The sequence below is a fragment of the Roseomonas sp. SRI_022 genome, assembly GCF_057586215.1.
This window is the reverse complement of sequence record NZ_JBYCZL010000006.1, coordinates 146,612-170,814: the sequence shown is the minus strand read 5'-3', so window position 1 is coordinate 170,814 and position 24,203 is coordinate 146,612. Positions and strand designations below refer to the sequence as shown.

General features: G+C 68.2%; 23 protein-coding genes. 14 read left to right on the top strand and 9 right to left on the bottom strand.

The window, feature by feature from the left end:
• The first annotated feature begins 8 nt into the window (after positions 1-8).
• The 11 genes from AC2YHJ_RS08030 to AC2YHJ_RS07980 all read left to right on the top strand — a co-directional run bounded on the left by AC2YHJ_RS08030 (position 9) and on the right by AC2YHJ_RS07980 (position 10,910).
• A complete protein-coding gene (locus AC2YHJ_RS08030) occupies positions 9-554 on the top strand; it encodes an urease accessory protein UreE (protein ID WP_487395201.1) in 546 nt (181 codons plus the stop codon).
• Entirely contained in the window at positions 448-1,224 is a 777-nt protein-coding gene (locus AC2YHJ_RS08025) for an urease accessory protein UreF (protein WP_487395200.1), read from the top strand. The genes AC2YHJ_RS08030 and AC2YHJ_RS08025 overlap by 107 nt, the downstream gene beginning before the upstream one ends.
• Complete coding sequence (gene ureG, locus AC2YHJ_RS08020) at positions 1,221-1,898, top strand: urease accessory protein UreG (RefSeq protein ID WP_487395199.1); 678 nt, start codon at positions 1,221-1,223, stop codon at positions 1,896-1,898. The genes AC2YHJ_RS08025 and ureG overlap by 4 nt, the downstream gene beginning before the upstream one ends.
• A complete protein-coding gene (locus tag AC2YHJ_RS08015) occupies positions 1,895-2,821 on the top strand; it encodes a 3-hydroxyacyl-CoA dehydrogenase NAD-binding domain-containing protein (RefSeq protein WP_487395198.1) in 927 nt (308 codons plus the stop codon). Before ureG ends, AC2YHJ_RS08015 begins: the two co-directional genes overlap by 4 nt.
• Before the next feature lie 51 nt (positions 2,822-2,872).
• The gene (locus AC2YHJ_RS08010) at positions 2,873-3,577 is read left to right on the top strand and encodes a dioxygenase family protein (protein WP_487395197.1); all 705 of its coding nucleotides are present in this window, start codon (positions 2,873-2,875) and stop codon (positions 3,575-3,577) included.
• Position 3,578: 1 nt separating this feature from the next.
• Entirely contained in the window at positions 3,579-4,118 is a 540-nt protein-coding gene (gene pcaG, locus AC2YHJ_RS08005; RefSeq protein WP_487395196.1) for a protocatechuate 3,4-dioxygenase subunit alpha, read from the top strand.
• A 211-nt stretch (positions 4,119-4,329) separates the two neighbouring features.
• Positions 4,330-6,123, top strand: coding sequence for an FAD-dependent oxidoreductase (locus AC2YHJ_RS08000; RefSeq protein WP_487395195.1), 1,794 nt, complete (start codon positions 4,330-4,332; stop codon positions 6,121-6,123).
• Positions 6,108-7,949, top strand: coding sequence for a 2-oxoacid:acceptor oxidoreductase subunit alpha (locus tag AC2YHJ_RS07995; RefSeq protein ID WP_487395194.1), 1,842 nt, complete (start codon positions 6,108-6,110; stop codon positions 7,947-7,949). Before AC2YHJ_RS08000 ends, AC2YHJ_RS07995 begins: the two co-directional genes overlap by 16 nt.
• On the top strand, positions 7,946-9,001 hold the full coding sequence (locus AC2YHJ_RS07990; RefSeq protein WP_487395193.1) for a 2-oxoacid:ferredoxin oxidoreductase subunit beta: 1,056 nt from the start codon (positions 7,946-7,948) through the stop codon (positions 8,999-9,001). The genes AC2YHJ_RS07995 and AC2YHJ_RS07990 overlap by 4 nt, the downstream gene beginning before the upstream one ends.
• Positions 9,001-9,669, top strand: coding sequence for a phosphoribosyltransferase (locus tag AC2YHJ_RS07985; RefSeq protein ID WP_487395192.1), 669 nt, complete (start codon positions 9,001-9,003; stop codon positions 9,667-9,669). Before AC2YHJ_RS07990 ends, AC2YHJ_RS07985 begins: the two co-directional genes overlap by 1 nt.
• Positions 9,666-10,910 carry a pyridoxal phosphate-dependent decarboxylase family protein gene (locus AC2YHJ_RS07980; protein WP_487395191.1) on the top strand — a complete coding sequence of 415 codons (1,245 nt, stop codon included), beginning with the start codon at positions 9,666-9,668 and terminating at the stop codon, positions 10,908-10,910. Before AC2YHJ_RS07985 ends, AC2YHJ_RS07980 begins: the two co-directional genes overlap by 4 nt.
• A 3-nt stretch (positions 10,911-10,913) precedes the next feature.
• Here AC2YHJ_RS07980 and AC2YHJ_RS07975 read toward each other — a convergent pair whose 3' ends face one another.
• From AC2YHJ_RS07975 to fabI, 9 genes are all read right to left on the bottom strand, one after another.
• Complete coding sequence (locus tag AC2YHJ_RS07975) at positions 10,914-11,930, bottom strand: patatin-like phospholipase family protein (protein ID WP_487395189.1); 1,017 nt, start codon at positions 11,928-11,930, stop codon at positions 10,914-10,916.
• Positions 11,927-13,135 (bottom strand): adenylate/guanylate cyclase domain-containing protein, encoded by a 1,209-nt coding sequence (locus AC2YHJ_RS07970; RefSeq protein WP_487395188.1) that lies wholly within the window; start codon positions 13,133-13,135, stop codon positions 11,927-11,929. Before AC2YHJ_RS07970 ends, AC2YHJ_RS07975 begins: the two co-directional genes overlap by 4 nt.
• Positions 13,132-14,052, bottom strand: coding sequence for a hypothetical protein (locus AC2YHJ_RS07965; RefSeq protein ID WP_487395187.1), 921 nt, complete (start codon positions 14,050-14,052; stop codon positions 13,132-13,134). Before AC2YHJ_RS07965 ends, AC2YHJ_RS07970 begins: the two co-directional genes overlap by 4 nt.
• A gap of 84 nt (positions 14,053-14,136) precedes the next feature.
• Positions 14,137-16,443 (bottom strand): DUF3141 domain-containing protein, encoded by a 2,307-nt coding sequence (locus AC2YHJ_RS07960; RefSeq protein WP_487395186.1) that lies wholly within the window; start codon positions 16,441-16,443, stop codon positions 14,137-14,139.
• A 48-nt stretch (positions 16,444-16,491) separates the two neighbouring features.
• Positions 16,492-17,691, bottom strand: a complete 1,200-nt coding sequence (locus tag AC2YHJ_RS07955; RefSeq protein WP_487395184.1) for an acetate/propionate family kinase — start codon at positions 17,689-17,691, stop codon at positions 16,492-16,494.
• Complete coding sequence (locus tag AC2YHJ_RS07950) at positions 17,688-19,106, bottom strand: bifunctional enoyl-CoA hydratase/phosphate acetyltransferase (protein ID WP_487395182.1); 1,419 nt, start codon at positions 19,104-19,106, stop codon at positions 17,688-17,690. Before AC2YHJ_RS07950 ends, AC2YHJ_RS07955 begins: the two co-directional genes overlap by 4 nt.
• Entirely contained in the window at positions 19,103-19,753 is a 651-nt protein-coding gene (locus tag AC2YHJ_RS07945) for a 3-oxoacid CoA-transferase subunit B (RefSeq protein ID WP_487395181.1), read from the bottom strand. Before AC2YHJ_RS07945 ends, AC2YHJ_RS07950 begins: the two co-directional genes overlap by 4 nt.
• 1 nt (position 19,754) lies before the next feature.
• On the bottom strand, positions 19,755-20,408 hold the full coding sequence (locus AC2YHJ_RS07940; protein ID WP_487395180.1) for a 3-oxoacid CoA-transferase subunit A: 654 nt from the start codon (positions 20,406-20,408) through the stop codon (positions 19,755-19,757).
• Positions 20,409-20,413: 5 nt separating this feature from the next.
• Positions 20,414-21,241, bottom strand: coding sequence for an enoyl-ACP reductase FabI (fabI, locus tag AC2YHJ_RS07935; RefSeq protein ID WP_487395179.1), 828 nt, complete (start codon positions 21,239-21,241; stop codon positions 20,414-20,416).
• A gap of 175 nt (positions 21,242-21,416) precedes the next feature.
• On the opposite strand from fabI, the gene AC2YHJ_RS07930 reads away from it, so the two are divergent.
• From AC2YHJ_RS07930 to AC2YHJ_RS07920, 3 genes are all read left to right on the top strand, one after another.
• The gene (locus AC2YHJ_RS07930; protein WP_487395177.1) at positions 21,417-22,478 is read left to right on the top strand and encodes a zinc-dependent alcohol dehydrogenase family protein; all 1,062 of its coding nucleotides are present in this window, start codon (positions 21,417-21,419) and stop codon (positions 22,476-22,478) included.
• Between the two features lie 58 nt (positions 22,479-22,536).
• A complete protein-coding gene (locus AC2YHJ_RS07925) occupies positions 22,537-23,100 on the top strand; it encodes a P-loop nucleotide/nucleoside kinase family protein (RefSeq protein WP_487395175.1) in 564 nt (187 codons plus the stop codon).
• Positions 23,101-23,257: 157 nt separating this feature from the next.
• A complete protein-coding gene (locus AC2YHJ_RS07920) occupies positions 23,258-23,938 on the top strand; it encodes an NIPSNAP family protein (protein ID WP_487395173.1) in 681 nt (226 codons plus the stop codon).
• Positions 23,939-24,203 lie beyond the last annotated feature (265 nt).

The window sequence follows — 24,203 nt, the reverse complement described above, 5'->3', positions numbered from 1 at the left end:
GGCTGACGATGGACCAGGAGAACATTCCCCGCGCAACGACCGTCCATCGTGTCGGCGATTGGCCGGAAGCGGAGGCACGCGACGCCGTGCTGGTGGATTTCGATGATCGCTTCCGTCGCAGGAAGCTCTACACGGGGCAGGGTGGGCTCGCCTTCCTGCTCGATCTTCCCGAGGCGACGGTGCTGCGGGAGGGTGACGGGCTGGCGCTGGCGACCGGCGGCTATGTGCGGGTGAAGGCGGCGCCGGAGCCGCTGGTCGAGATCACGGCGACGAACCATGAGCATTTCGCGCGCCTCGCCTGGCATCTCGGCAACCGCCATTTGCCGACGCAGATCGACGGCGAGCGCCTGCTGATCCGCGATGATCATGTTATCGTCCACATGCTGGAAGGGTTGGGGGCGACGGTCCGCAAGGTGGACGCGCCCTTCGATCCGGAAGGCGGGGCCTATGGCGAGCACAACCACAACCCGGGCCATAGGCACCAGCACCACCACCACGATCACGGCGACCACCACCATCACCACGACCACGAACACTGCGACCACCAGCACTGAGGCGCTTTACCGGCTGCTGGCCTGGCTTTCGCCGGCCTATCCGGTCGGCGCCTATACCTACAGCCATGGGCTGGAGACGGCGGTGGAGGACGGCGCAGTGCGCGACCGCGCCGATCTCGTCGCTTACGTCGCCGCGGCGCTACGGGACGGGGCAGGGCGCGTCGATGGGGCACTGCTGGCGGCCGCGCACCGCGCCATGGCGGCGGGCAGGCCGCGCGTTCTGGATAGGGTGGCGGAACTCGGCGCCGCCTGGCGCGGCACGGCGGAAACCGCGCTGGAGGCCGAGGCACAGGGCACGGCCTTCCTGTCGGTCACGCTTGCCGCCTGGCCGGAACCGCGGCTGGCCGCCTTCGCCGCACGGCATCCGCGCCGGATCGTCCATGCCGTCGCCTTCGGTGCGGCGGCGGCGGCGCATGGCGTCGGGTTGCGGGACGCGGCCTTCGGCTATCTCTCGGCTTTTGCGGCCAACCTGGTCTCGGCCGGGGTAAGGCTGGTGCCGCTCGGTCAAACGGACGGGCAGATGGCGACGGCGGCGCTGCTGTCGGTGGTCGCTGCGGCGGCGGATGCCGCCCTGGCTGCCGATCTCGAGCGGCTCGGCACGGCAAGCCCGGCGCTCGACCTGTTCTCGATCAGACACGAAACCCAGTACACAAGGCTATTCAGGTCATGAGCGCTTCGGATTCCGGCCGGCCGATTCAGACCTCCGCGCGCGAGGCGCGCTCCGGTCATCGGACGGCCAATGGCCCCTTCCGCGTTGGCATCGGCGGCCCCGTCGGCTCCGGCAAGACCGCGCTGACCGAGCGCCTGTGCAAGCATCTGCGCGACCGTCACGACATCGCGGTCATCACCAACGACATCTATACCAAGGAGGATGCGGAATTCCTCACCCGCGCCGGCGCGCTGGACCCCGCGCGCATCGCCGGTGTCGAGACCGGCGGCTGCCCGCACACGGCGATCCGCGAGGATGCCTCGATCAACCTGGCCGCCGTGCACGACATGACCGAGAAATTCCCCGGCCTCGAAGTGCTGTTCATCGAAAGCGGCGGGGATAACCTCGCCGCCACTTTCAGCCCGGAACTGGCTGACCTGACCATCTACGTCATCGACGTCAGCGCGGGAGACAAGATCCCGCGCAAGGGCGGGCCGGGCATCACGCGGTCAGACCTACTGGTGATCAACAAGATCGACCTCGCGCCGCTGGTCGGCGCGGATCTGTCGGTGATGGACCGCGACGCGCGCAGGATGCGTGGCGCGCGGCCCTTTGTCTTCACCAATCTCAAGGACAACAAAGGCGTTGCCGAGATCGCAGATTTCGTCCTTCGCCAGGGGGGAATCGCGGCATGAGCGTGCAACGCCGCCATGCCGTGATCATCGGCATGGGCCTGATGGGCTGCGATATCGCGGCGATCTTCCTCGCCGGCGGCTGGCGCGTCACCGCGGTGGAGCCCAACGCGGGGCATTGGCCGCAGGCCGAGGCGCGCGTGCGGGCCTCCATCGGACAACTTGATGGCGATGTCGCCGAAGCCGCGCATCTGACGCTCCTGGCCTCGGCCGAGGCGCCCGACTACACCTCCGCCGAGATCGTCGTCGAGGCGATCCCGGAGAAGCTCGCGCTGAAGCAGGCGCTGTTCGCGCAGCTCGACACGCTGGTGCCGCCGGACATCGCGGTTGTCTCGAACGCGTCCGGTTACCGCATCACCGACATCGCCGGGCATATCGCGACGCGCGCGCGATGCGCCAACCTGCACTTCTTCCTGCCGGCGCATCTGGTGCCGGGCGTGGAGGTCGTGCAGGGCGAGCACACCGACCCCGCCATCTGCGATGCGGTCGCCGCCATCATGGATGGGCTCGGCCGTAAGGTGATCCGGGTGGCGAGGGACGTTCCGGGCTTCCTTGCCAACCGCATCCAGCATGCGCTGATGCGGGAAGCCTTCTCGGTGATCGACCAGGGCCTGGCCTCGGCCGAGGATGTGGACAACGCCGTGCGCTATTGCTTCGGCTTCCGCTACCTCGCCGCCGGGCCGATCACGCAGAAGGAACTGGCGGGACTGGAGACACAGTTGGAAGCGGGCAGAACCATCTACCCCTCGCTCTGCAACAGCCCTGATCCCAGCCCGACGCTGGCGCGGCTGGTGGCGGAGAACCGGCTCGGCCCCAAGACCGGCCGGGGGTTCCGGGACTGGCCGGCGGATGTGACGGCCAAGGAACGGGCGCGATACGAACGCGCCCTGCTCGCGGCCGTGCGCATCCTGCGCGAAGAAGATTGACGGGCGGGCGGCGCCGCTTCCACCGTCCGCCCTGACGAGGGAGGAAACACCATGGCGGACCCGATCCCCTATCGGCCAGTCGAGGCAGGCAGCCAGCCACCGCTCGACCTGCCGAGCTACCTGAGCACCGGCAAGCGGCATCCTGATGCCGCGCCGATCCGTATCCCGACCACGCTGACCGAAGCCTCCGCGCCCCGTTTCGCGACGCCGTGGTATGCACCGCATGCCGACCTTTCGATCGTGGACGGCAAGACTGCGATGGGCGAGCGCATCATCGTCGCAGGCCGCGTGACAGACGAGAACGGCCGCCCGGTTCCCCGGGCCATGGTCGAGGTCTGGCAGGCCAATGCCTCCGGCCGCTACCACCATGCGCGGGACCAGCACGATGTGCCGCTTGACCCGAATTTCCTCGGGCGAGGACGGGTCTTCACCGATGAGGACGGGACCTATCGCTTCACCACCATCAAGCCCGGCGCCTATCCCTGGCGCAATCCGGGGCCGGGCTGGCGCCCGCAGCACATCCATTTCGGGCTGCACGGCAATGGCTTCGCGCAGCGCATGATCACGCAGATGTATTTCCCCGGCGACCCGCTGCTCGCCCTCGACGCGGTGTTCCAGGGGGGCGGCGACGCGGCGGCGCGCAATCGCCTGGTCTCGGTTCTGGACCCCGACCTGATGCAGCCCGACTGGGCGCTCGGCTACCGCTTCGACATTGTCCTGCGCGGCCGCGCGGCCACCCCCTTCGAGAATGCCTGACATGACGCATGCGACGGCAAGCCAGACCGCCGGCCCCTTCTGGCATATGATCGACTTTCCGGAATGGGCCGATCTGCTCCGCGTGGATGGACCCAATGCCGGGGCGACGGGGCAGCGCATCATCCTGACCGGGAGCATCACCGACGGCGCCGGCGCCGCGGTGGCCGATGCGATGGTCGAGATCTGGCAGGCCGATGCGGATGGCCGCTATGATTCCGACTTCCATGGCTTCGGCCGCTGCGCCACTGATGCCGCCGGCACTTTTCGCTTTGCGACAGTGAAGCCGGGCGCGGTGCCGGGGCGGGGCAACAGCACCCAGGCCCCGCACATCGTCATTGCCATCTTCGCCCGCGGGCTGATGGCTGGGGTGACGACGCGCGCCTATTTCGCCGGCGACCCATTGCTGGCCGAGGACCCCGTCCTTGCCCTGGTGCCGCAGGCGCGCCGCGGTACGCTCGTCGCGCGCGAGGAAGCGGCCGGCACCTGGCGTCTCGACATCCGCCTGCAGGGCGAGGGGGAGACGGTATTCCTCGAGGCCTGAGCACGCTGCATTGCAACAAGAATCACCGCATTGCCGATACATGCGCCTTGGGGCAGCATTGCCCCAAGCCGTTGAACGGCAGGGAGTGACCAACAGGAATGCCTATGGCAGTTGAGCGGCGGCCCGTTGCCGGTCGCAGTTTTGCGGATCATCAGGGAAGCAGCGTTTCCTTCCTCGCCAGACGGCATCCAGCCCAAGGGAGGCAGCGCGCGTGAAGCCGACGGACATCGCGTCCCCGGACTATTTCCACAAGGTCGTCGATTGCCAATGGGCCTGCCCGGCCCATACGCCGGTGCCGGAATACATCCGGATGATCGCGGCGGGGCGTTACGCCGACGCCTATATGGTCAACTGGCAGTCCAACGTCTTCCCCGGAATCCTCGGCCGCACCTGCGACCGCCCCTGTGAGCCCGCCTGCCGGCGCGGCCGGGTGGAGGAGGAACCGGTCGCGATCTGCCGCCTCAAGCGCGTCGCCGCCGACAACAAGGGCGATGTCAGCCATCGCATGCCGCCGATCCCCGAGCAGCGGAACGGAAAGCGCATCGCCTGCATCGGCGCCGGCCCGGCGAGCCTGACCGTCGCGCGCGACCTCGCCCCGCTGGGCTATGAGGTCCACGTCTTCGACGGCGCGGCGAAGGCCGGCGGCTTCATCCGCCAGCAAATCCCACGCTTCCGCCTGCCAGAGGAAGTGATCGACGAGGAATGCGGCTACATCCTCGATCGCGGCGGCGTGGTTAGCCACATGAACCGGCGCGTGGACAGCCTGAAGGGGCTGTTGGCCGAAAGCTATGACGCGGTCTTCGTCGGGTCCGGTGCGCCGCGCGGGCGGGAGCTCGATGTGCCCGGCCGCCAGGAAGCGGCGGCGAACATCCACCTCGGCATCGACTGGCTCGCTTCGGTGTCCTTCGGGCACGTGACGTCGATCGGCAAGCGCGTGATCGTGCTTGGCGGCGGCAACACGGCGATGGATTGCTGCCGTTCGGCGCGTCGCCTTGGTGGCGATGACGTGAAGGTCGTCGTGCGGTCGGGCTTCGAGGAGATGAAGGCCTCCCCCTGGGAGAAGGAGGACGCGATGCATGAAGGCATCCCGATCCTCAACTTCCTGGTGCCGAAGGAAGTGCTGCACGACAATGGCCGCCTGACCGGCATGGTCTTCGAGAAGGTGGCCGCGCAATACGACGAGAAGGGCCGCCGCAGCCTGAAGCCGACCGGCGAGCCGGACGTCACCATCGAATGCGACGACGTGCTGGTGGCGATCGGGCAGGAGAATGCCTTTCCCTGGATCGAACGCGACGCTGGCGTCGAATTCGATCGCTGGGGCCTGCCGAAGCTGAACGAAGCCTCGCTGCAATCGACGTTGCCGCAGGTCTTCTTCGGCGGCGATGCGGCCTTCGGCCCGAAGAACATCATCTGGGCCGTGGCGCATGGCCACGACGCGGCGGTGTCGATCGACCTGTTCTGCCGTGGCGAGGATGTGGCGAACCGCCCGCCGCCGGAGACGCGCATCGCCAGCCAGAAGATGGGCATCCACGAATGGGCCTATGACAACGAGGTCTCGCTCGATCTGCGCTTCAAGGTGCCGCATCTGCCGACCGAGAAATCGCTGCGCGACATCACTGCGGAGGTCGAACTCGGCTTCGATCGGGAGATGGCGTATCACGAGACGCAGCGCTGCCTGAACTGCGACGTGCAGACCGTCTTCACGGCGAAGCTCTGCATCGAATGCGATGCCTGCGTCGACATCTGCCCGACGGATTGCATCACCTTCACCGAGAATGGCGAGGAGGATGATCTCCGCACGCGCCTCAAGGCGCCGGCGGTGAACACCTATCAGGATCTCTACGTTCAGGATGGCCTGAAGACGGGCCGTGTCATGGTCAAGGACGAGGACGTCTGCCTGCACTGCGGCATGTGCGCCGAGCGCTGCCCGACCGGTGCCTGGGACATGCAGAAGTTCCTGCTCGAGACCGCGAAGCCGAAGGCGCACGCATGCCACAGCCGATAACCGCGACGAACGACTTCGTCGTCAAATTCGCGAACGTCAACGGGTCGGGTTCCGCCTCCGCCAACGGGCTCTTCGCGAAATCCATCATGCGCATGGGCGTGCCCATCGCGTCGCGCAACATCTTCCCCTCGAACATCCAGGGCCTGCCGACCTGGTTCGAGGTGCGCGTCTCCGAGGCTGGCCACATGGGCCGGCGCGGCGGCGTGGACATGATGGTCGCGATGAACCCGCAGACCTGGGACCGTGACGTCGCCGAGATCGAGCCCGGCGGCTACCTGTTTTATGATTCGACGCGGCCGATGCCAAAGTCGAAGTTCCGCGACGACATCACGGTGATCGGCTGCCCGCTGACCGAGATCACCAACAACGCCTATTCCGACCCGCGGCAGCGGCAGTTGTTCAAGAACATCGTCTATCTCGGCGCGTTGTCGGCGCTGCTCGACATGGATGTGGAGGCGGTGAAGGCCTCCATCGCGGCGCAGTTCAAGGGCAAGGAGAAACTCGTCCCGGCGAACTACGCGGCGTTGGAGATGGGTCGCGACTGGGCGCAGGCGAACCTGCAATGCCCGATCGGGCTGACGCTGAAGCACGCCGACAAGGTGGGCGACCGCATCTTCATCGATGGCAACGGCGCAGCGGGGCTCGGCGCGGTCTATGGCGGGGCGACGGTCTGCGCCTGGTATCCGATCACGCCCTCCACCTCACTGGCCGAAGCCTTCGAGAAGTACTGCACCCGCCTGCGCAAGGACCCCGGGACCGGGGAGAAGCGCTACGCCATCGTGCAGGCGGAGGATGAGCTTGCGTCGATCGGCATGGTGATCGGTGCGGCCTGGAACGGTGCGCGCGCCTTCACCGCAACCTCCGGTCCCGGCGTGTCGCTGATGCAGGAATTCCTCGGCCTCGCCTATTTCGCCGAGATCCCCGCCGTGTTGTTCGACGTGCAGCGTGCGGGACCGTCCACTGGCATGCCGACGCGCACGCAGCAATCGGACCTGCTCTCCGCGGCCTATGCCAGCCATGGCGACACCAAGCACGTCATGCTGCTGCCTGAAGACCCGAGCGAGTGCTTCACCTTCGGTGCGGATGCCTTCGACCTCGCCGACAGGCTACAGACGCCGATCTTCGTCATGCTCGACCTCGACATCGGCATGAATGACTGGCTGTGCGAGCCCTTCACCTGGGACCCGAACCGCAAGATGGATCGCGGCAAGGTGCTGACCGCCGCGGATCTCGACATGGTGGCAGGCTTCGGGCGGTATCGCGACGTGGATGGGGACGGCATTCCCTACCGCACCTGGCCGGGCACGCATCCGGAGAAGGGGGCGTTCTTCACGCGCGGCACCTCGCGCGACCGGGAAGCGCGCTACACCGAGGATGGCGGCCCCTATGTCGATAACATGCAACGGCTGCTGAAGAAGTTCCACACGGCGAAGTCGCTCGTGCCGCGCCCCGTCACCCGCGCCGCGAAGGAAAAGGCGCGCGACGGTGTCATCTACTACGGCTCGACCTCCGCCGCGATGAAGGAGGCGCTGTCGGCGCTCGAAGCCCAGGGCGTGCATCTCGACGCCATGCGCATCCGCGCCTTTCCCTTCCACCAGGATGTGGCCGATTTCATCGCCGCCCATGACCGCGTCTTCGTCGTGGAGCAGAACCGCGACGCGCAGCTGCGTACGCTGCTGGTGAACGAGGAAGAGATCGATCCGGCGAAGCTGGTGCCGGTGCTGCACTACGACGGCACACCGATCACCGCCCGCTTCATCCAGGCCGCCATCGCCGATCGTGCGTCCTCGGCCAATGTCCTGCCCTTCCGCAAGGCCACGCCATGAGCTTCCTGCCAAAGCCCAAGCTGCACCATCCGATGCTGCCGACCAATGCGGTCGGGCTGACGCGGCGCGAATATGAAGGTGCGATCAGCACGCTCTGCGCCGGCTGCGGACATGATTCGATCAGCGCGGCGATCATCCAGGCCTGCTTCAACCTGGCCATCCCGCCGCATCGCATCGCCAAGCTGTCGGGGATCGGCTGTTCGTCCAAGACGCCGACCTACTTCCTCGGCGCCGCGCATGGCTTCAATTCCGTGCATGGGCGCATGCCCTCGGTGCTGACCGGGGCGTACCTTGCCAACCGAGAGCTGATCTATCTCGGCGTGTCCGGCGATGGCGACAGCGCGTCGATCGGCTTCGGGCAGTTCGCGCATTCCATCCGCCGCGGCGTGAACATGACCTACATCGTCGAGAACAACGGCGTGTACGGGCTGACGAAGGGGCAGTTCTCCGCGACGTCCGACAAGGGGTCCGTCGCGAAGAAGGGCACGGTCAATTCCGACCAGCCGATCGACCTCGCCGCCATGGCCGTCCAGCTTGGCGCCACCTTCGTCGCGCGCTCCTTCTCGGGCGACAAGGACCAGCTCGTGCCGCTGATCGAGGCCGCGCTGCTGCACCAGGGTGCTGCCTTCATCGATGTCCTCAGCCCCTGCGTCGCCTTCAACAACCATCCGGGCAGCACGAAGTCCTACGACTATGTGCGCGAGCACAATGATGCGCTGAACCGCCTGGACGTGATGCTGCCGCGGCAGGAGATCACGGCGTCCTACGCGCCCGGCGCATTGACAGAGGTTGTGCAGCATGACGGCAGCATCCTGCGCCTGCGCAAGCTGCATGACGGGCACGACCCGACCGACCGCGCATCCGCCATGCACTACCTGATGGAACGCAAGGCGGCCGGCGAGATCGTCACCGGCCTGATCTACGTCGATCCGGAGCCCTCCGCCCTGCACGACAATCTCGGCACCGTCAGTGGGCCGCTGAATGCATTGAGCGATGCGGAACTCTGCCCTGGCGTGGATGCGCTGGCGAAGGTCAACGCCTCGCTGCGCTGATGGCGCGCCGGCCCGCCACCCTGTTCCAGGACCGGCGGGCCGCCGGGCAGCGTCTGGTGTCGCTGCTCGCAGATCTCCATCCGCGCGATCCCATCGTCTACGGCCTTCTGCGCGGTGGGGCGGCGGTTGCTGCCCCGATTGCCGAGGCGCTCGGCGCGCCGCTGATGCCTTTCCTGGTGCGCAAGCTTGGCGTGCCCTGGAACCCGGAACTGGCCTTCGGCGCGCTGGCCGAGGGCGCGCCCGAGCCCATCCTGAACCCCGCCGTCATCAGCGCCTGCGGGTTGACGGGCGCCCAGATCGCCGCGGTCCAGACGCAGGAGGAACAGGAGCTGCGCCGTCGCGCCGCGCTGTACCTGGCCGGGCTGCACCGCCCGGACCCGCGCGGGCGTACCGCTATCCTGGTGGATGACGGGCTGGCGACTGGTGCGAGCGCCCGCGCCGCGCTGCGATCCTTGCGTCATCAGGGCGCCGGGCCACTGATCCTCGCCGTTCCGGTGGCTCCCGCCGACAGTATCGCGGACCTCGCGGCCGATTGTGAGCGCATCATCTGCGCCGAGATTCACGACATCCCCTTCGGCATCGGCGCCTGCTACGCCGACTTTCATCAGTTGGAGGACACTGAGGTCCTCGCCCTGCTGCGCGCCAATCCCGGGAAGGAATCGCCATGACCGCCATGCCTGCCACCGGCCGCGCCCGAGCGGATCTCATGGCCGAACTCACCGCGCGCAAGGCCGGTGATCGCGACTGGCGCCGCGGCCGGCTCGCCGTCTATTTCTATTGGTTGGATGAGGAACTCGAACGCGTCCAGCAGGAGGCCTATCTCGCCTTCTGGACCGAGAACAATCTCGGCCAGCGCGCCTATCCCTCGCTGAAGTCGATCGAGGACGAGGTCATATCCATGGCCTTGTCGCTGCTCGGCGGCGGCGAGCGGGCAGGGGGCACCTTCACCTCCGGCGGGTCGGAGAGCATTTTCCTCGCCATGATGGCAGCGCGGAACAAGGCGCGCGCGCAGCGCGATGTCACGCGGCCGAACATCGTGTTACCAAACAGCGCGCATCTGACCTTCGATCGCGCGGCGGAGGCACTCGGCATGGAAGTGCGCCGCGTGCCGATCGGCCCCGACCTGCGCGCCGATGTCGATGCGATGGCCGCGCGGATGGATGCGGATACCGTCGCGATCGTCGGCTCCGCGCCGAACTACCCCTTCGGCACCTTCGACCCGATCGCGCGCCTCGCCGCACTGGCCGCGGACCGTGGCAGCTGGATGCATGTCGATGCCTGCGTAGGCGGCTTCCTCGCGCCTTACGTGCGACGCCTCGGGCATGCCGTGCCGGCCTTCGAACTCTCGGTGCCGGGCGTCACGTCACTGTCCGCCGATATCCACAAGCATGGCATGGCGCCGAAGGGGGCGTCGCTGCTGCTGGTCGCCGATGCGGCGGATCGCGAATGGCACAAATTCGAAAGCCGCGCCTGGCAGCGCGGGCCTTATGCCGCCTACACCACGCAGGGCACTCGGCCGGGCGGCGCGGTGGCGGCGGCCTGGGCGGCGATGAACTTCCTCGGCGATGAGGGCTATCTCCGCTGCGCGCGGCTGATCATGGAGGCCAAGGCCATCATGACCGCGGGCATCGGCGCCATTCCGGGCCTGGCCATCCTCGAACCCTCCGACCTCTGCATCTTCGTCTGGCGCGCCAGCGATCCGGCGCTGGATGTGGGCAAGGTCGCCGCTGCGCTCGATGCCGAGGGCTGGCTGGTCGGCCGTCAGCAGGAACCTGACGGCATCCACCTGCATCTGAACCCGATCCATCGGGAGGTCGCGGAAGACTACGTCGCCGCCGTCGCGCGCGCGGTCGAGGCGGCTCGCGGTGGCGCCACGCAGCGGATCGGCGCGAACGAACGCACCTACTGACCGCTACAGAAACTTCGCGACGACGTCGGTCGAGGACCTCTCCCCGATCGCGTCGAAATGCGCGTCGAGGAATGCTTCCGCCCGCGCCACGCCCAGTGCGCGCAGGTGATGCAGGAAGCCCATGCTCGCATTCATCTTGGAACTCGCATTGAAGGCAGCGAGTTCCTCCTCCGCATCGACGGTATGGATGAAGCAGCGCATGTAGCGATCCTTCGGCAGGTCGCCCTTGTCGATCAGGTCCGTCACGAAGCGGATCATCCGCATCTCGCGCATCAGGGAGGAATTGAAGGCCAGGGTGTTCATCCGATCCACGATGGCGCGGATGTCGCGCGGCACCTCGGGGATGTTGATCGGGTTCAACTGCACGATCAGGATATCCGGCGCGCCGCCCATATAGATCAGCGGGAAGATCGGCGGGTTGCCGCAATACCCGCCATCCCAGTAGTGCTGGCCTTCCACCTCCACGGTGTGATGCAGCAGCGGCACGCAGGCGGAAGCGAGCACCGCCGCCGCACTCATCTCCGCACGCTCGAAGACGCGGAGCCTTCCAGTCAGCACATTCGTCGCGCAGACGAACAGGGCAGGGCCCGGCGCGCCACGCAGGCGTGTGAAATCCACCACGGCCTCGAGATGCTCGCGCAACGGGTTCGCATTGGCCGGGTTCAGCTCATAGGGTGAGAACTGCCGCATCAGGATGTCGGCGAAGCGCCACAACGGCGAGAAATCCATGTTCCCCGCGCTGAACATCTGGTCGAACGGCGTCGGCTGGATCGGCGACATCCGCGCGATCTCGCCCACACCTTCCCAGAAGACATCAAGCCGCCGCCGCGCTTCCGCCGGCCCGCCGGTGATCAGCCCATCGGTCAGCACCGCAGCGTTCATCGCCCCGGCGCTGGTGCCGACCACGGCCTCGACCTCGATCCGGTCGTCGGCCAGCAGCCGGTCCAGCACACCCCAGGTGAAGGCGCCATGTGACCCGCCGCCCTGCAGCGCCAGCTTGATGCGCTTGCGGTTGCTCATTTGCTGTCGAGCCGCGTGACCGGCGACCAATCCGCCGGTGGACCATGCGGGTGCCGCGCGATGCGCTCGGCATAGGCCGCGACCAGCGGGTCCCTCGCCGGGTCGCCAGCCTCGCGCAGTGCTTCCCTTGCGCGGTCGAACTGCCCGGCGCGGAAGGCGCGGATCGCCTCGCCCCAGGCCGGCAGACGCGCAACCAGCGCGCGATCCGCGAGCAGCGGCGCCTCCTTCGGATCGGACGCGACGGACAGCCCGACCAGCTCATGCACCTCCAACGGATCTTGCGAGCCCTTGGCCAGCACCAGGTCCACCGGGCGGAACACGAAGCCGCTGCCTGCACCGATGCGCGTCGATTCCGAAACCAGGATCTGCGTCCCGTACATCTTGTTCATCCCCTCGAGCCGCGAGGCGAGGTTCACCATCGACCCGATCGCCGTATAGGCCATGCGGTCGGTCGAACCGACATTGCCGACCACCGCCTCGCCACTGTGCACACCGAAGCGCGTATGCAGTCGCGGCCAGCCGCGCGCGGCGAATTCCTCCTCCAGCCGCAGGGTCAAATGGCGGGCGTGCAGCGCGGCGCGGCAGCCATGCAGCGCATGTGCGAGGTCGCGCTTCGGCGCATTCCAGATCGCCATCACGGCGTCGCCGATATACTTGTCGATGGTCGCCTGGTGCTCCAGCAGGTCGTCGGTCAGCGCCTGGAAGTAGGTGGAGGTGATGGACATCAGCTCCTCCGGGTCCATGCGCTCGGCGATGGTGGTGAAGCCCTGCACGTCGGAGAACATCACCGTCAGCCGCCGGCGTTCCCCGCCGAGCTTCACCTCCGCGCCCTCGGCCATCAGCTTGCGCACCAGGTCACGCGGCACATAGACGCTGAACAGGCGCAGGGCGGATTTCATCCCGCCCATCGCCTCACCGAGCGCGGTCACCTCCGCTGCGCCGCCCTGCGTGATGACGGAGTCCGCGAGGTCGAGACGCCGGATCGACTCCGCCTCCCGGCCCAGCGCGCGCAGTGCCGCGGTGACGCGCAGCGCGACGAACCCGGCGCCGGCCACACCCGCCAGCAGCCCCACGCCTGCCAGTGCAACCGCGGTCGTCGGCACGCCGGTGCTCAGCGCCAGCGCGGCCAGCAGCAGCGCGGCGCTGATCGACACCACGGCCAGTAGCAGGACGAGCAGGGAAGTACCGCGCGACCGCGCCCTCATGCGTCGCTGCCTGCCCAGGCCAGCAAAGCGTCGGCATCGCCGGGGTCCATGGCGTCGAGTGCCGCCGCCGCATCCTCCATCGTCGCCCCCGGCAGCCTGAGCCGCCGCGCGACCCCAGCATAGGCAGAAAGCTGCGCTCCCCGCAGCGCGTCGAGGCCGAGCGCCTCTGCCGGTAGCGTCGCTGGCGGCATCAGTTGCAGCAACCCGACGCGGGCGGCATGTGTTGCCACGCCCTCGGCCGAGGGTTGCCCGGCCGCGGCCAGTTCACGCGCCAGGAGACGGCTCAGCCGCGGCCCGAGCACCGGCAGGCTGCTGCCGAACAGGTCCGCCTCGCGCGCCAGCCTGCCGGCGAGGTCGGGCGCTTCATCATCCTCCCACGGCCAGGTGGTGGCGAGCACGATGCGCCGCAGCGTCGCGATATCTTCGGGCGCCAAGCCCTCTGCTGACGCGATCGCGGCGGCCGCGTCGGCGGAGCGGCGTTCCAGCACCCCGCGCTCCGCATAGACCTGCCCGTCATGCAGCAGGTCATGCGCCGTCATCGCCGCCACGGCGAGCGCTGCCTGATGTGGCGTGAACAGCCCGAACCGCCGGGCGGCCCCGGCGAGCCATCCCATGGCGATCGCCGCCTCCGCCTGATGGTGGCGGTCGTGATAGGCGGGCTCCGTTCCGGGTGCGAAGTCCGCGCCGTGACGTTCCACCGCCTCGGCGATGGCGAGCGCTGTGCGCATGACAGGCGAGGGGGCCGGCGCGGCGCCGACCGCAGCCGCCAGCGCCAGCGCCACGGCTGCCGGCACATCCGGCACCCCGTCACGCCGCGCCAGCATCCAGTGTTCGGCCCGTCGCAGGGCCGCGCGCGAGAAACCCGCCCGCAGGGCCAGGTCCAGGACCTCGATGCTCGTCTCCGCCGCAGCGGCCATGGCTACCGTCGGAAGTGGGCCGGCATCCTAGACCGCGATTCGTCCGTCTTGGGAGACAGCGTTTGCAGGTTTCGGGTGATGCCGTCAGGCAGCCGCCGGCTTGGGCCCGAGGCCGAGCACCCCGCGCAGCCGACCAAGCATCTCCCGCGCCTTGTCGCCGAGCTCGTCATCCGGCCCCGCGACATGCTCCACGGCGGAGAGCGCCTTGCGCCGTTCCGCCGCCGAGGCCAGGAGCGTCGGCACCGCGGCCAACGCTTCCTCCCGCAGCAGCGTCACGATCACCGTCTGTTCGCGGATCATCGCCTGGCGCGCGGCCGGGCTCATCCCCGCGAAGGGTGGTTCGGTGGTCAGCAGCGTGTTCGACCGGGCGAGGCGGGAGCGCCGCACGCCGCCACGCGCATCGGCGAGCAGGATCATCATGCGGATCACGGCCTCGGCGTAGCCGCCGGCCTCGACGCGGCTGCGCGCCTCGTTGAGTTGCGCCGGTTCCACCGAGATCGACCTCCGCGCCGCCTCGGCTTCCTCGGCGCTTTCGTCGCCGGTGACGCCAGCGGCCGCGAGGCCGCCGAAGATGGCGTGGAAGGCGATCTCGCTCCAGGCGTCGCGCATGTCACGCCACGCGTCGATGCCGCGCTCCACGCCGTCGGCCCAGGCCTTCTCGGCCGCGAGGAAGGGGTTGCCCTTCTCGGCCGGCGTCCGGTGCTGCCGGGCGAGGCTCGCCATGGCGCGCACCGGCATCATCCATGGGTTCATGTCGCTGAACAGGTAGCGGCGCATGCGCATCGGGCTCGCCTGCCGGCGCGCCTCGGCCGAGGATTCATTGGCGAATTGCCGCACCACCGGGGAGACCAGCACGTCATAGAGGTTCTGGTTCATCTCCGAGATCTTGGCGACGGCTGGGAAGGCCTCGTTGCCGACCTCGCCGGAGATCGCGCGGATATCGGCGATCTTCCGCTCGACCAGTTCGACCTGCCATTCCTCATTGCTGCCGGTCCCGTCATGGCCGGTGATCTTCATCTCATAGAGGCCCGGAGCCACCGCCTCGATCATCTCGAGCGTGGTGGCGATCTCGGTGTGCTCCTTCTTGGCGATCGCGCCGGAGACGAAGATGCCGAGATGGCCGATCTGGTCGTGCAGCAGGTAGACGATGGTCTGGCCGAGCGACTTGATCTCCTGCTCGTCGCGATACACGTCGGCGATCCAGCGCAGCGCCTGGCCGACCGGGGTGATGTTGTCACCCGACGAGGCGAAGACGATGACCGGCGCCTTCACCTCGCGCATATTGAAGGTCTCGCCGCCGCCCGAGGCGATCTGCCCGGTCGAGAAGCGGTTGCCGATGAACAGGTTGTCGACGATCCAGCGGATCTCGTCGCGCGTCATCAGGAAGTAGCCGCCCCACCAGCGCTCGAATTCGAGGAAGCGGTCCGCCTCCGTATCGACCTTCGCATAGAGGTCGAAATACTTGCGAAACCAAGTGTTGCCCGGGGACAGGCTCTCGAAGTTGGAGACCAGCGAGGCGCCGTCGAACTTGCCGTTGCCGAGGTCGGCCATCAGCGAGGCCGGCCAGCCGCCACCGGCAAGGCCGCCGAGGTAGCGCATCGGGTTGCGCCCCTTCTCACCCGCCCAATAGGACAGCGGCGCACCGTTCAGCACCAGCGCGCCCACCGCGTCGGGTGCCGCGGCGCCAAGCATCATCGACGCCCAGCCACCCTGGCAATTGCCGATCACGACGGGCTTCGGGGCGGCGGGATGGTCGGCGGCGATGCGGGAGAGAAAGGCGGCCTCCGCCGCCGTCACGTCGAGGATCGTCTGCCCCTTCTCCGGCTCACGGTAGAAGATGACAAAATAGACTGGGTGGCCGCGGCGCAGCGCGACGCCGACCTGGCTGTCGGACTTGAAGCCGCCGATGCCGGCACCGTGGCCGGCGCGCGGGTCGATGATGACGAAGGGACGCAGCTTGGGGTCAGGCTTCGGATAGCCTTCCGGCGGCGTGATGCGCACCAGCGCGTAGTTCACCGGCCGGGTCAGGCTGCGGCCGTCGACCACCGTTTCGTGGTCGAAGAACAGCACGGGCGGGCAGCCCGCCTTCTCATGCTCCACGAAGTTGTTGCCGGCCTCGCGCATCACGTCCCAGAACATCACGAGGCGCTGGGCGGCATCGGTCGCATAGGCCTGCGCGTCCTGCAGCAAGGCCGCGGGGGTACGGTTGAAGGCCGCGGCCGCCTCACGCAGACCGGCCATGGCCTGTTCCGGCTGCATCGCCGGCATCAGCGCCGCGGTGTGGCGGCTGACCACATCGGTCATGTCGCGCACCTGATCGAGCACGCGGGTCGCGGTCTCGCTGGCCTTCTCCAGGACTTCCCTGGTCGGCAGGGCGGCGGTCTTCGGCATGTTTGCGTTCCCCTTGTCCGCCCCTTGTGATCCCCCGGAGGCCCCGGTTCAAGTGCTTTTGCTGCGGCGCAACAAAACCAGGGCGTGGCGGGCGATCATCGCTTCCTCATCCGTGGAACGAACCAGCACGCGGGTGCGCGCGCCGGGGGGCGAGATCTCCCGCTCATTGGCCGCATTTCGGGCGGGGTCGATCGCGATGCCAAGGAAGCCGAGCCCCTCGCAGATCCGCGCGCGCAGGCTGCGGGCGTTCTCCCCGATACCGGCGGTGAAGACCAGGGCGTCGAGGCCGCCGAGGGCGGCCGCCAGCGCGCCGACCTCCCGCCGCACGCGCCAGGCGAAATAGGACAGCGCCCCGGCGGCGCGGGGGTCGTCACTGGCTTCCAGGTCACGCACATCCTGGCTGATGCCCGACATGCCCTTCAGCCCGCAATTGCCGTAGAGCAGCTTCTGGATTGCGGCGGCGTCCATGCCTTCGGCCGTCAGCAGGTGCAGCAGCACGCCGGGGTCGATCTGCCCGCTGCGGGTGCCCATCGGCACGCCGTCCAACGCGGTGAAGCCCATGGTGCTGTCCACGCTGCGCCCGCCCTGCATCGCGCAGAGCGACGACCCGTTGCCGAGATGCGCGACGACGACGCGCCCCGCGGCGAGCGCCGGTTCTTCCTCTGCCAGCAGGCCCGCGATGTATTCGTATGACAGGCCGTGGAAGCCGTACCGCCGGATGCCGCGATCGTAGAATTCCGGCGGCAGGGCGAAGGTGTCGGCCTCCCACGCATGGGTGCGGTGGAAGGCGGTGTCGAAGCAGGCGATCTGCGGAACGCCGGGCAGGCGCCGAGTCGCTGCCGCGATCCCCGCGAGGTTGTGCGGCTGGTGCAACGGGGCGAGGGCCTGCAGGTCCCGCAGCCGTGCCATCACGGCGTCATCGACCAGGACTGGTTCCGCATGGTCCGGCCCGCCATGCACGACGCGATGGCCGACCGCGATGATGCGGCGCCCTTCGATGACGCGTTCCAGCCCGCCCATGATCACTTCCAGCGCGGCGGCATGGTCGGCGACGTCGGGCCCGGCCCAGCGGCGATCGGCCAGCACCTTGCGCTGCGTGTCGCGCGCGATCAGGTGCGGCGAAGCGCCGATGCCCTCCATCTGGCCGTCGAGGCGCGGCTCCGCCTCCCCATCCACCACCTCGAACAACTCGAACTTGATGGAGGAGGAGCCGGCATTGAGGACGAGGACCGCCTCGCCGCCGCTCACTGGACAAGCTCCTTCAACCGCGACACGCCGGAGCGGCGCCAGTAGCCGTACAGCACGGCCAGGGCGGCGGACACCAGGCGGGCGTGCTCGTCATCCGCGCGGCTGGTCAGCATCACCGGCACCCGCGCGCCGAGCACGATGCCGCCGGTATCGGCCTGCGAGAGGAAGACCAGCTGCTTCGCCATCATGTTGCCGGCCTCGAGGTTCGGGGCGATCAGTACATCGGCGCGACCGGCGACCGTCGAATGGATGCCCTTGGTGCGCGCCGCCTCGAGGTCGACGGCGTTGTCCATGGCGAGCGGACCATCCACCAGCCCGCCCTTGATCTGGCCGCGATCGGCCATCTTGGCGAGGGCCGCGGCATCGACCGTGGACGGGATGGCGGGGTTGATCGTCTCCACCGCCGAGAGCACGCCGACGCGCGGTTCCTCCATGCCGATCGCGCGCGCGAGGTCGATCGCGTTCTGCACGATATCCGCCTTGGTCATCAGGTCCGGCAGGATGTTGATGGCGGCGTCGGAGATGACCATCAGCCCGTCATGGCCGGGGATGTCGAGCACGAAGGCATGGCTTATCCGCCGCCCCGCCCGCAGGCCGCCATCGGATTTGGTGACGTGGCGCAGCACCTCGTCCGAATGGATGTTGCCCTTCATCACCGCCTCGGCCTTGCCTTCATGCACCAGACAGACGGCGCGGGCGGGTGCGTCATGCGCGTCGGCCACGTCCTCGATCCGCACGCCGGTGAGGTCCCAGCCGAGCTTCTTCGCCTCGGCGCGGATCTTCGCCTCGGGGCCGACCAGGATCGGCTCGATCAGGCCCTCCTTCGTGGCTTCCCACGCACCGCCGAGGGAAGCCTCGTCAGTTGGTGCGGCGATCGCGGTCGGCATGGCCGGCAGGTTGCGGCAGGCGGCCAGCAGGCGGGAGAACTTGCCCCGTGGGGCGAGCGAGATCTCCGGAATGACGATGCCGTCGGTGACGATGCGGGTCGGCGGCGGCCTGACCAGCGCGGTGCCGTCCACGACCAGCGTGCCGTCCTCCTTCTCCAGCCGGCAGGACAGGCGAAGGGTGCCGCCGGCGACCTTCTCCTCGACCTTCACGATCGCTGTCACGACCTCGCCGGCATGCACCGGGCCGTGGAAGGTGAAATCCTGCGCGCGATAGACCGTGCCCGGTCCCGGCAGCTTGTTGCCCAGCACCGCCGAGAACAGGGAGCCGCACCACATCGCCGGCGCGACCGGCGCGCGGCCGAGTTCCTGCTCGGATTCCCCGGGCAGGTGGACCGGGTTCAAATTGCCTGAGGCATGGGCGAAGACGATGAGGTCATTCGGCGTGCAGACGCGCGTGACGCGCGCCGTCTCGCCGACCGCGATCTCGTCCCAGGACCGGCCGATCGCGGCGGGGGCGCTGAAGCTCACAGGGTCATCTCCGGGATGCTGTCGGGAAGGATCAGGGGAGCCGTGGTGACCGCGAGGATAGCATCGACCGTCACCCCCGGCGCGCGTTCGCGCAGCACGAGGCCGTCGGGCGTCGGCTCGATCACCGCGAGGTCCGTCACCACCAGGCTGACGGGACGGGAGGAGGTCGGGGGCAGCGTCAGTTCCGGCACGATCTTCGCGGCACCCTTGGCGGCGTGCTGCATGGCGACGACGACACGGCGCGCCCCGGCCACCAGGTCCATCGCGCCACCCATGCCGGCGACCATCTTCCCCGGCACCATCCAGTTGGCGAGCCGGCCCTTCGCATCCACCTCGAGCCCGCCCAGCACCGTCATGGCGAGATGCCCGCCACGGATCAGCGCGAAGGAGGTCGCGCTGTCGAAGGCGAAGGCGCCGGGGATGGCGGAAATGAAGCCGCCCCCCGCATCGGTGAGGTTCGGGTCCTCCATGCCCTCGGGCGGACGGGCGCCAAAGCCGATGATGCCGTTCTCGCTCTGGAAGGCGACGAGCATGCCCTTGGGGACGTGGTTGGCGACCAGGGTCGGCAGCCCGATGCCCAGATTGACCAGTGTGCGGTCCCGCAGTTCCTGCGCGACCCGGCGGGCGATGATTTCCTTGGCGTCCATCTCAGTGCGGCCTTTCCACCAGATGCGTCACCAGGATGCCGGGTGTGCGGACATGGTCGGGCGGGATGACGCCGATCGGCACGATCTCGTCCGGCTCGGCGATCACGGTATCGGCGGCGAGCGCCATCAGCGGATTGAAGTTCTGCGCCGTCAGCCGGTAGGTCAGGTTGGCGTAGTAGTCGGCCTCGAAGCAGTGCAGCAGCGCGATATCGGCGCGCAGCGGCTTTTCCAGAAGGTAGTCGCGACCGTCGACGGTCAGCACCTGCTTGCCCTCGGCCACCGAGGTGCCGACGCCAGTCGGCGTCAGGAAACCGCCCAGCCCCGCGCCGCCGGCGCGGATGCGCTCGGCCAGCGTGCCTTGCGGCACGAGGTCCACCTGCATCTCGCCGGCGATCATCTTCTGCTGCGTGACGGGATTGGTGCCGATATGGCTGACGATGGCGCGCGCCACGCAGCCCGCGACGACCAGCCTGCCGATGCCGAGGTCGGGCCTGCCGGTGTCATTGCCGATCACCGTCAGGCCCTTGGCACCGCGCGCCACCAGCGCGTCGATCACGCGCTTTGGGGAACCGACGCCGAGGAAGCCGCCGATCATGACCGTCGCGCCATCCGGCACGAGCTCGGCCGCCTGTTCCGCCGTGAGGGGTTTGCGCATCGTCGTCAGGCCACGTTGTGCAGGCCGGCATCGACATAGATCGTGTCGCCGGTCATGCCGCTGGACGCACCGCCCACCAGGAAGGAGACGACGCGCCCGACCTCACCGATATCCACCAGGCGATGCTGCGGCGCGCGTTCCTGCGCCATCTGCACCAGCTCGTCGAACTGCGCGATGCCGGAGGCGGCGCGGGTCTTGAGCGGACCGGGGGAGACGGCGAAGACGCGGATCCCTTTCTCCCCCAGCTCATCCGCCGCATAGCGGACGGAGGCTTCGAGCGCGGCCTTCACCGGCCCCATCACGTTGTAGTTCCCGACCACCTTGTCCGCGCCGTAGTAGGACATGGTCACCAGCACGCCGCCTGCGGACATCAGCGGCTCGGCAAGCTTTGCCATGCGCAGGAAGGACCAGCAGGACACATGCATGGCCTGGGAGAAGCCCTCGGCCGAGCAATCCACCACGCGGCCATGCAGATCCGCGCGCGGGGCGAAGGCGATGGAGTGGATCAGGAAGTCGAGCCGGCCCCATTCCTTCCCGATGCGTTCGAACAGGGCTTCGAGCTGACCGGGCTGCTGGACGTCGAGCGGGGCGATGATCGCTGCCTGCAGAGCCTCGGCCAGTGGGCGGACATGCTTGTCCGCCTTCTCGTTCAGATACGTAACGGCGAGGTCGGCGCCGAAGGCGCGCAGCTTCACCGCGCAGCCATAGGCGATGGAATCCGCGTTCGCGATGCCAACCACCAGGCCGCGCTTGCCCTTCAGCATGTCGCCGACGCGGCTGTCCGGGTCCCAGACGCGGGGCAGGGGGTCGGTCGGGCGAGGGGCATGGGTCATCGCGTATCTCCAGTTCCGGCCGCCGGATGCCACGGCTCGCGCCGTCGCGCCTTGACCTAGAACATATTCGCGCTTCGGCACCACCGCAGATTTGCTGCGACGCAACGACGTCTGCGTATGGACCCGGAGGGGGCGGGATGGTTCGCTGGTTGCCAAGGCAGGAGGAAGCGCCGCGATGAAGGGTGTCGTCTTTACCGGTGACCGCAAGCTTGAGCTGATGGATTTTCCCGATCCCACGCCGGGGCCGGGCGAGGTGGTGCTGGAGATCCGTGCCTCCGGCATGTGCGGTTCCGACCTGAAATTCTATCGCGCGCCGGGCGGGCCGGGGCGGACGGCGGCGCTTGGCCTGGGCGCGACTTCGGGGCCCATCATCGCCGGGCATGAACCCTGCGGCGTGGTCGTCGCGGTGGGGCAGGGCGTGGCGCCGAACCAGGCCTGGGTCGGCATGCGCGCCATGCAGCACCATTACCGCGGCTGCGGCGTCTGCCCGCAATGCAACACCGGCTGGATGCAGTTGTGTGACGAAGGCGTGAAGGAGGTCTATGGCGCGACCGGCCATGGCGCTCATGCGCGCTACCTGAAGGGCCCCGCGCGCACCATGGTCGAATTGCCCGAGGAACTGTCCTTCGAGACGGGGGCGGCGATTTCCTGCGGCACGGGCACGGCCTGGGGGGCCTTGCAGCGGTTGGGGCTGATGGGCGACCAGACCCTCGTGGTGTTCGGGCAGGGGCCGGTCGGGCTGTCGGCCACGCTGCTGGCGGCGAAGATGGGCGCGCGGGTGATCGCACTCGACACATCCCCCGAGCGCTTGGCGCGGGCGAAGGATTTCGGCGCCGACTTGCTGATCAACCCGGCCGAGACCAACGACGTGCTGGGCGCGATCAAGCAGGCGACGCATGGGCTCGGTGCGCATGCCTCGCTCGATGCGTCGTCGAACCCGCTGGCGCGGCGCCAGGCGGTGCAATGCGTGCGCACCTGGGGCAAGGCCTGCTTCGTGGGGGAGGGCGGGGAGGTCACCCTCGATGTCAGCCCCGACATGCTGCGCCGGCAGGTGACGCTGATCGGGTCCTGGACCTTCTCGACCGTCGGGCAGGCGGAATGCGCGCGCTATATCGCCGATCGCGGCGTGAACGTGGATGCGCTGTTCACCCATCGCTGGCGGCTCGACCAGGCGGAGGAAGCCTACCGGTTGTTCGACCGGCAAACCGACGGCAAGGGCGTGATCCTGCCCATGTGAACAGCGGCCGCCCGCGGTCGGTGGAAGGCCGGCCGCGGAGCGGATAGGGTTCCGCGCCATGCGTCTGATCTTTGTCTATGGGCCCGTGGCGTCCGGAAAGCTCACCATCGCGCGGCAGGTCTCCGAGCGGACCGGCTTGCCGGTGTTCCACAATCATCTTGTCGTCGATGCTGTGGCGGCCGTGTTTCCCTTTGGATCGACAGCCTTTGCTGAACTGCGCGAACGCTTCTGGCTGGACATGCTTTCGGCAGCCGCCGAAGCGGGGCAATCGCTGATCTTCACCTTCGCCCCGGAACCCACAGTCGCCGAAGCATTTCCGGACCGCGTGTCGCGCCTGGTGGAAGCGGCCGGCGGCAAGGTCATCTATGTCGCCCTGGACATCGCGCCTGACGAGCAGGAACGCCGGCTCGTCGATCCAAGCCGCGCGATGTTCGGCAAGCTCCGATCCCCGGAGATCCTGCGTGGCCTTCAGGCGTCCATGGCTGCCTGCATGCAGGCCATGCCGCCGCCCAGCATCCGGATAGACACCGCGACGACCACCCCGGCCGAAGCCGCCGACGCGATTGTTGGGGCGTTGCAAAGGATCGACGGGACGATGGCCGTCGGAGCTTCCGACGGCTGACCGCCCCGGGCAGCTACGGTCGCCGGTTTCACCTTGAGCGCGAGGCACAGTCGATGACTGCCGCCACATGACGCGAAGTCTGACATACGGGCGCCCCGCCTTGCGCAGCCGCTCGGCACGCCCGAAGGTGCGGCGCGCGCCATTCAGAGGACACGCCATGTACATCGAACACCGCCAGTACACCTTCCATCCGGGCAAGCAGCCGCAATGGGTCGGGGCCTTCGACAAGTTCGGCTTCCCCTCCTCCCAGCGCACCCTCGGCGCGCCTTCGCTCGGCACCTTCGTGGCCGATGTCGGGCCGATCAACCGCTTCGTCTTCATGCGCGGCTGGGATGACATCGACACCCGCGACGCCGGCATCGCCGCGCGCGAGGCGGATCCGCAGTGGGACGAGTTCAAGAAGGCCTCGGCCGGCGCGCTGATGGCGCAGGAGGTGAAGTTCCTGAAGCCGACCTCCTTCTCCCCGATCCAGTCGGCCAAGGGCTTCAAGTTCGAGCGCAAGATCGCCGGCACCGGCATGGTGGTCGATCACCGCACCTACGACTTCCATCCCGGCAAGATGCCGGCCTGGATCAAGGCCTATGAGGAAGTCGGCCTGCCGGTGCAGCAGCGCCTGCTCGGCCAGTTGCTGGTCTTCGCGGTGACCGAGATCGGGCCGATCAACCAGGTGGTTTTCTGCTGGCTGTATGAGAGCTATGGCGACCGCGACGCCCGCCGCACCGCCATGGCCAACGACCCGCAGTGGCAGGAATTCGGCAAGATGGTCGGGGGCCTCGGCGCGCTGAAGCAGCAGACGGTGATGGGGCTGCGCCCGACCTCCTTCTCGGTGGTGAAGTAGGTGGATCGGCTGGATGGGGCGGCCCAGGCGTCCCATCCAGTCGTGAATTTTAAGATTTTAGGATTTTAAGCTTTTAGCCCTTTATTGCTTTACCGTACGGCGGGCGCACTGCGCCCTATGTCGGGTGTGACCATAGCAGGAACATTGTCCTTGGTCCACTCCAGCGACGCGGTTGACCCCCTTCAGATCGCCGCGCGCATCGAAGATCGAGGCGCCGGCGCCGACGATACAGGACCTCGGTGTCGCCTTCGGCCAGGGCTTCCTG